This is a genomic window from Ectothiorhodospira haloalkaliphila ATCC 51935 (genome assembly GCF_000633935.1).
Taxonomy (GTDB): Bacteria; Pseudomonadota; Gammaproteobacteria; order Ectothiorhodospirales; family Ectothiorhodospiraceae; genus Ectothiorhodospira; species Ectothiorhodospira haloalkaliphila.
Genome location: NZ_KK214998.1, coordinates 929,600 through 936,316 on the forward strand (window position 1 = coordinate 929,600; position 6,717 = coordinate 936,316).

General features: G+C 62.2%; 6 protein-coding genes. 2 read left to right on the top strand and 4 right to left on the bottom strand.

Going from position 1 to position 6,717, the window contains the following annotated elements:
- Positions 1 to 52: 52 nt before the first annotated feature.
- The 3 genes from ECTHA_RS18170 to hutX form a co-directional block, all read right to left on the bottom strand.
- Positions 53 to 2,080 (bottom strand): TonB-dependent hemoglobin/transferrin/lactoferrin family receptor, encoded by a 2,028-nt coding sequence (locus tag ECTHA_RS18170; RefSeq protein WP_025282937.1) that lies wholly within the window; start codon positions 2,078 to 2,080, stop codon positions 53 to 55.
- A gap of 135 nt (positions 2,081 to 2,215) precedes the next feature.
- Positions 2,216 to 2,899, bottom strand: a complete 684-nt coding sequence (locus tag ECTHA_RS0112125; protein WP_025282936.1) for an SDR family oxidoreductase — start codon at positions 2,897 to 2,899, stop codon at positions 2,216 to 2,218.
- Positions 2,896 to 3,444: a heme utilization cystosolic carrier protein HutX gene (hutX, locus tag ECTHA_RS18175; RefSeq protein WP_025282935.1), complete on the bottom strand. Its 549-nt coding sequence runs from the start codon at positions 3,442 to 3,444 to the stop codon at positions 2,896 to 2,898. The genes ECTHA_RS0112125 and hutX overlap by 4 nt, the downstream gene beginning before the upstream one ends.
- 489 nt (positions 3,445 to 3,933) lie before the next feature.
- Here hutX and ECTHA_RS0112135 point away from each other — a divergent pair, with 489 nt between their 5' ends.
- Positions 3,934 to 4,620, top strand: coding sequence for a hypothetical protein (locus ECTHA_RS0112135; protein WP_025282934.1), 687 nt, complete (start codon positions 3,934 to 3,936; stop codon positions 4,618 to 4,620).
- Between the two features lie 47 nt (positions 4,621 to 4,667).
- Here ECTHA_RS0112135 and ECTHA_RS0112140 read toward each other — a convergent pair whose 3' ends face one another.
- Positions 4,668 to 5,180: a flavodoxin gene (locus ECTHA_RS0112140; protein WP_025282933.1), complete on the bottom strand. Its 513-nt coding sequence runs from the start codon at positions 5,178 to 5,180 to the stop codon at positions 4,668 to 4,670.
- A 273-nt stretch (positions 5,181 to 5,453) separates the two neighbouring features.
- Between ECTHA_RS0112140 and ECTHA_RS18180 the strand changes: the two genes are divergently transcribed.
- The coding region (locus ECTHA_RS18180) for an AAA family ATPase (RefSeq protein ID WP_035369598.1) at positions 5,454 to 6,717 on the top strand (1,264 nt) is incomplete at its 3' end.

Sequence of the window (6,717 nt, forward strand, 5' to 3'; positions counted from 1 at the left end):
TGTGAATGATGCGTGACATGTGGGTTGTCTCCTGTTGAGGGACATGCCGTGTTCAGAATCGGTAACTGGCCTGGATCTTCACGTTGCGGCCGGGGTCGTTGATGGCCGCGAGGTGAGGGCGATAGGCCTTGTCGGTGACGTTGTCGATGCCGAAATCCAGTCGCAGACGCTCGCCGGCCGCCTTGGGCTGCAGGGTCATGAAGAGATCCGTGAGGGTGTAACCGTCGGTGGACTCGCCCTCATCGGGGACGCGATCCTGGGACCAGGCCCGGGTCAGACGTCCACCCAGGGTGAGCTGCCCACCCATGACATGGATGCCACCCTCCAGGCTGAGACTGTCCGCGGGGATGCCGGAGAGCGGTTCCCCGTCGGTGCGGTTATCCCCGCTTATGCGACTGGCGGTCATGGCCACGAAGTAGTCGGGGTTCAGATACTGGAATTCCAGTTCCTGGCCGCGCAGACGGGCATCTTCGACGTTCTCGAAATAGGTGCGACCGCCGGGAATGGGAGGACCGAACGCAGGCATTTCCATTTCCACCCGTTGATCGATGAAGTCCTCCACATCGTTCTGGTAGATGGATAGCCGGGCCCGCACCTGATCCTGGGCCTGCCAGATACCCTGCCCGTGGTAGCTCAGTCCCAGTTCCTTGTTGCGGGCCTTCTCGGGCTTGAGGTCTGGGTTGGGCTCGAAGAAGTTGTTGCCAAAATGCACCCCGCCCACATAGAGATTGGTCAGGGATGGGGCCCGGAAGGCCTCCGAATAGCCACCGAACAGATCCCAGCCCGGGGCCACCATGAAGGTGGCCGTCAACTGCCCTGACCATTCCGATTCGGTGATGGAGGGCTGATCGTCGGCATCCTTGTGGAACCGGTCGTAGCGCAGCCCCGGAGAGACCTCCCAACGCTCACCGATCAGGATGCGGTCGGTGATGAACACACCGGTGGTCTCCTGGCGGGCATCGGGATACTGGGGCCGCCGATCTCCGTCACGCCGTCCCCGCTGACGGTCCCGGTAATATTCCAGCCCGACAAGCAACTCGTGATCCACCGCGCCGGTGCGCAGCCAGGTGGTATTGGTCATGTCCAGGCCCACGGTTCGCAGCCGGGTCTCGTCGTACCGGTCGGTGTCGACCCGTGTCTCCTCCAGTTCCACCTGGTTGCCGTAAACGGTGGCGTCCAGGTTCACCCAGTCGTTGTCCGGGGTGAACTGGTAGCGCAGGGTCTGGGTGCGGCTATCGGTACGGCGATCCACGATGATGCCGGCCGAGCCACCGCCGGTACCCGAGGCCGTGGCATTGGACGGGATCTCATGGTCATCACGGAATCCCTGCAGGCTCAGGGTGAGCCGATGGTCCGGTGCGGGACGCAGCGTGCCCTTGATCAGCCCGGAAGTGATGTCATCGCCGGTGAAACGGATGGTGTCGCCATCGCCGTCCTCCAGGTCGGACTGATCCCGCTGGAGTATGCTGCCCAGCCAGGAGCCCCGCTCACCCTGTCCGGCCACGATGGCCGACAGCAGTTGCTGGCTGCCCTGATCCTGGTAACCCGCGGTGATGCGGCCGCCGAAGGCATCGTCTCCCAGGAAACTCTCCGGGTCGCGGGTGCGGAAGTTCACCACGCCACCCAGGGCACCCGAGCCGTACAGGCTGGAGGACGGCCCGCGCAGCACTTCTGCCTGCTCCAGAAGAAACGGATCCAGGAACACCCGGCCCTTGTGACCGGAAGCAAAATTCTGACGCGCGCCATCCACCCGGATGACCACCCGCTCGCCACCGAGGCCGCGGATCACGGGTTGCAGGGCGGTGGTACGGGGCCCGCCGCTGGTATCCACCCCCGGCATGCGATTCAATACATCCGCCAGGTCCGCTGCCTGATCCCGGTCCAGGGTGGCCCTGTCACGCACGGCGACGGGGGCCCCCAGTTGATCCAGGGCCGTCGGTACCCGGGTGGACTCCACCATGATGCTGGGCAGGGTGAGGGAGGCCACCTGTTCGTGATCAGGCCGGGTGTCGGCGTGTGCGGGCAATGCCAGCGTCAAGGAGGCGGCAATGACAGGAATGGCATGACGGTGTTGCGGCATGAAAGCCCTCCAGGCGATGGAGTCGGGGTCACGGGATGCTTGTGGTACAAGCGGCCTGGCTGGCTACCTGGCCCGGGAGGGGCGTTGGCGGGCTGGGCAAATCTTTAATGAATGATAATTATTATCATTACGTTGTCAAGGTGTCAGGGGCTCGGCGTGAGAATCTTTGCTCGGATCCGGATCAAGTCGTGAGTGATCCAGATCCACGGCTGCGAAAGCCTTGCCCAGTGAATTGTGTTCATCGATCACACGCTCGATCAGGCAAGCCACGTCGGCCCGGGTGATCATCCCGTGTATGGTGGGCCTGGTGGAGAGGATCGCCCGACCGGTGGCCGGTGCGGATAGCAGGCCTCCCGGGCGAATGATGGTGTAGGGGAGGCCGGACGTGCGCAGGTAGTCCTCGGCTCGGGTTTTGGCTTCCACCACATCCCCGAAGGCGGCAATGGCCTGCTCGGAGCGATAGGGCATCATCTCTCCGCAACCAATGGCGGTCACCAGCACCAGGCGTTCGGGGGCATAGCGTCGGGCCACGTCAATGACCGTCTGATTGCCGGTCTCGTCCACGTAGGTGCCGTCGTCCAGCCTGCCGGCCAGCGTGGAAATGACGATCCCATCGGTGCCCAGGGCCATGAAGGCACGCTCCACATCCCCGGAGCAGGTGGCATCACCCGGAATGATCTCGACATCCAGGGTCTTGAGGGGAGCGGGCTCGCTGTTGGGCCTTACCAATGCCAGCACGGGCTGGTTGCGCCCACGCAAGCGGTAGGCCACTTCCAGCCCCACGCCCCGGGTGGCGCCGAAGATCAGGACAGGCTTCATGCGGAGGCCTCCCGCTCGACGTGATCCAGGGCGGTCAGGGTGTTGCGCAGTCGGGAAAAGTGCTGGAGCTGATCCTGCCGCAGCTGGCGCTGTTCATCGCGACCGACGAAGACCTTGAAGATCCCCTCTCCCTCACCATTGAAGAACTGGATGGACGCCGTCTCCATGCCCATGAAGGGGCGCTCCATGAACACGATGTGCTGACAGCGCTCAGGACGCAGGTGACCCGACAGGCCGGTCTTGCCCTGGAGGTTGTAGAAGCCATGCCCGGTCCGACCGGAGGGAAACGGGCCCTTGAACTCCATGATGACGTCGGCGGTGTGCAGCACCGTGGTCACCTCTCCCCAGGAGGGCAGGGCGGACAGGACGTTGAGGTAGTGTCGCCCGCTGACCTCCGTCCAGTGGTTTTGAGGCAGGCAGCGCACCACCTCCAGAAGGCTGATGTTCTCCTCATGGGCGATCTGTTCCAGCACGACGCCCGGTTCCTCGGCGAGACGTTGGCGCAGGGGGCTGGATGGATGCGGCTGGGGGGCAGATTGGGGCATGAGATCCTCCTTTGGAAACAAAATAATGCGAATCATTCCCATTTCTATCAGAGTTCATGGGCGCTCACAAGTGTTTTTGTTCCAGCACAATGCAACCGGCCATCTGCCATTCATGCGTGCTTGTCTCATTCGATGAATGATGCAAGAATGTTAACCATTCCCGTTTGCATCATCAGCCAGCCCGCAGCCAGCCACATGCAACGGTTACCCATGTGATCCCACGGCGAGGATCACATCACCCGTAACCCTGGCTTGACGGAAACGCAACGATGCCTGCTGCTGGCTCTCCTGCCGTTCATCTCCCAAGACGACGCCCCATGGCGCCCGTTACTCGAACCGGCGCCGGATGAACCGGGCGAATCCGCCTCTGCCAGCCTCCAGGCAGCAGGCTGTGGCGCACACACAGGGAACGAACAGGCTCCACGACCGGGAGAGATTCGAGCAGTGACTCATTGCAAGTTGTTTTCACCTACCCAAGGAGCATCGTCCATGCATTCATCCCCTCGTCGTTTCGTGCTTGCCTCTGCCCTGTGCATCATCCTGCTGGCCGGGCTACCGCTGAAACAGGCCGTGTCCGATGACCTGCCCCAGGTGGTGAAGGATCACCCCCCCATACACGTCATCCACCCCGACGGGGTCGCCAGAAGCATCAGCCTGGCGCAGGTGCTGGACCACCATGGCTACCCATGCGGTCCGGCCACAGTCGGCTTTCTGGCCCTGCAATATGGTCTGGACCTGCTCTTTGGGGAGGATGAGATCGCTCGGGCCAACGATCTTCTGGTGCTGAGTCATGCACCCATGGGTGGAGTGACCGATGCACTGGATCTGGTGCTGGTGAGCGAGAAGCCCGAGTCGCGCACGCCGCGACCGGCGGGGATGGAGCACGCCGTGGAGAGTTTCCGCATTCAGTTGTTGCGCAAATCCACCATGCAGACCGTCACGGTTGCCCTGGACCCGCAACTCTGGCCCGAGGACTGGTTTGAGCTGCGAACCCTTCGTCGCGCCGGGGAAATGACGCCCGAGCTGGAGGCGCGGCGTCAGTCGCTGCAAGACGAGATGGTGGAGACCTTGCCCACCAAATCATTCGAAACGCTTTTTGGCACCCCGGACATCAATATGGTGATGACCTGGGGCGGGATCACGTCCGAGGAGGCCAGGTCCGCGGCGCAGCAGTAGCAGCCGCCATACCCACCCGCGGCACGTGGCTGCGGGTGGGGGGGCTGTCAGGGGAAGACCACCGCCTGAAGCTGTCGACACCAGGTGGCCACGCGGGCATCGGTGAATTCGCTCTGGTTGTCTTCGTCCAGGGCCAGACCGCAGAAATGGTCGTCGATCACGGCCAGGGAGTGCTCAAAGTCGTAGTGTTCATCGATCGGCCAGTAACCAAGAATTCTTGCGCCGCGAGCCTGGGCCTTGTCGTGCAGGATGCGCATGGCATCCACGAACACCTCACCGTATCCATACTGATCGCCCAGGCCGAACAACGCCACCGGCAGGCCCGACAGATCCACGTCGTCCAGGTGGTCGATGAAATCCTCCCAGTCATCCTGAAGATCCCCGTAACCCCAGGTGGGCGCCCCCCAGATGAGCAGATCGTAGTCCGTCATGCTGTGGGCATTGTCGAGGGTAGCCACATCCAGCAGATCCACCGACATGGGTTGGAGGGCATCCCGGATCATTTCTGCCACATGCAATGTGCTGCCACTGGTGGTTCCAAAGTAGATGGCCACTCGCATGTTTTTCTCCTCATTTCAGTGAATCGTAATGAGAAGCATTATCTATTGTTTTTCTCGTCCGGAGCAAGCAGCAAGTCAAGGTGATAACACCGTGGGAGCCGGCCAGGGCGGCGAAAAGCGGAGCGCATGGAGCTGAAGCGCGGTGCCGAACGTCTTCGTGGGCAGGCCCGCTCCTGCATCAGCCCTGCTGCAGCGTTTTCTCCAACAGGCCTGTCCCTGTCTGTTGTACGCAGGCATTGGTTTACCAGACAGATTCCGTCCTATACTGCGGTTATGCCGCGTTTCTTCAACAATGCCGGACCCACGGTCCCTGCCGATCACTATGCCATTGATCCTTTGAGTCGCATCGACTGGGAGGATCTGCAGGCACTGATCGAGCAGAAGCGGTATTTCGTGCTCCACGCTCCACGGCAAACAGGCAAGACCACCACGCTGCTGGCGATGATGCAGGCGATCAATGCGCAGGGTCGTTATGCCTGTGCCTATGCCAATATCGAGGGCGCCCAGGCCGCGCGTGGCGACTCGACGCTCGGCATCCATGCAGCCTGCAGCGCCATTGCCCGATCCATCAACCACTATCTGGGCAACGACGCTCCGAGTCGCTGGCTGAGGGAGCATCAGGACACCAACGCCCAGGATCTGCTGACGCATTTGCTGGAAACATGGTCGCTTGGATGCGATCGCCCCACGGTACTGTTCCTGGACGAAGTGGACGCCTTGGTGGGCGACACCCTGATCTCGCTGCTGCGCCAGATCCGCGCCGGCTATCCGCAGCGACCGGATGCCTTCCCCCAGAGCATCGTGCTGTGTGGTGTGCGCGATGTACGGGATTACCGCCTGCACCAGGAAGGGGCTCAGGTGATCACTGGCGGCAGTGCCTTCAACATCAAGGCCGAGTCGCTGCGCATGGGCAACTTCACCGAAGAAGAGTGCCAGGCCCTGTGGCAGCAGCACACCGACGAGACGGGTCAGGCCTTTGATCCGACCATCTTCCAGGAGCTATGGGAAGACACCCACGGCCAGCCCTGGCTGGTGAATGCCCTGGGCTATGAACTCACCTGGCGCTTCAAACCGGCCCGCGACCGCAGCCGCCCCTTGTCCCTGGAGGACTACCGGGCGGCCCGGGAGGCCCTGATCCAGTCCCGGGCCACGCACCTGGACCAGTTGGCGGACAAGTTGCGAGAGCCCCGCGTTTGCCGCGTGATCAGTGAGTTGCTGGCCTCTGATGAGGAAGGGCTGGAGCAACTCCCCCTGGACGATCTGGAATACGTTCACGACCTGGGTCTGATCGAGGTCCGCCCCCGGGTGCGCATCAGCAATCGTATCTACCGAGAAGTCATCCCCCGGGAGTTGACCTGGACCACGCAGGTGCGCATTCCCAACCAGGAAACTGTCTGGTATCTCACCCCCGTCCATTGCCTGGACGTGCCCAGGCTGATACGTGCCTTCCAGCAATTCTTCCGTGAACATGCCGATAGCTGGATGGAGCGCTTTGACTACAAGGAGGCGGGCCCGCAGTTGCTGATGCAGGCCTTTT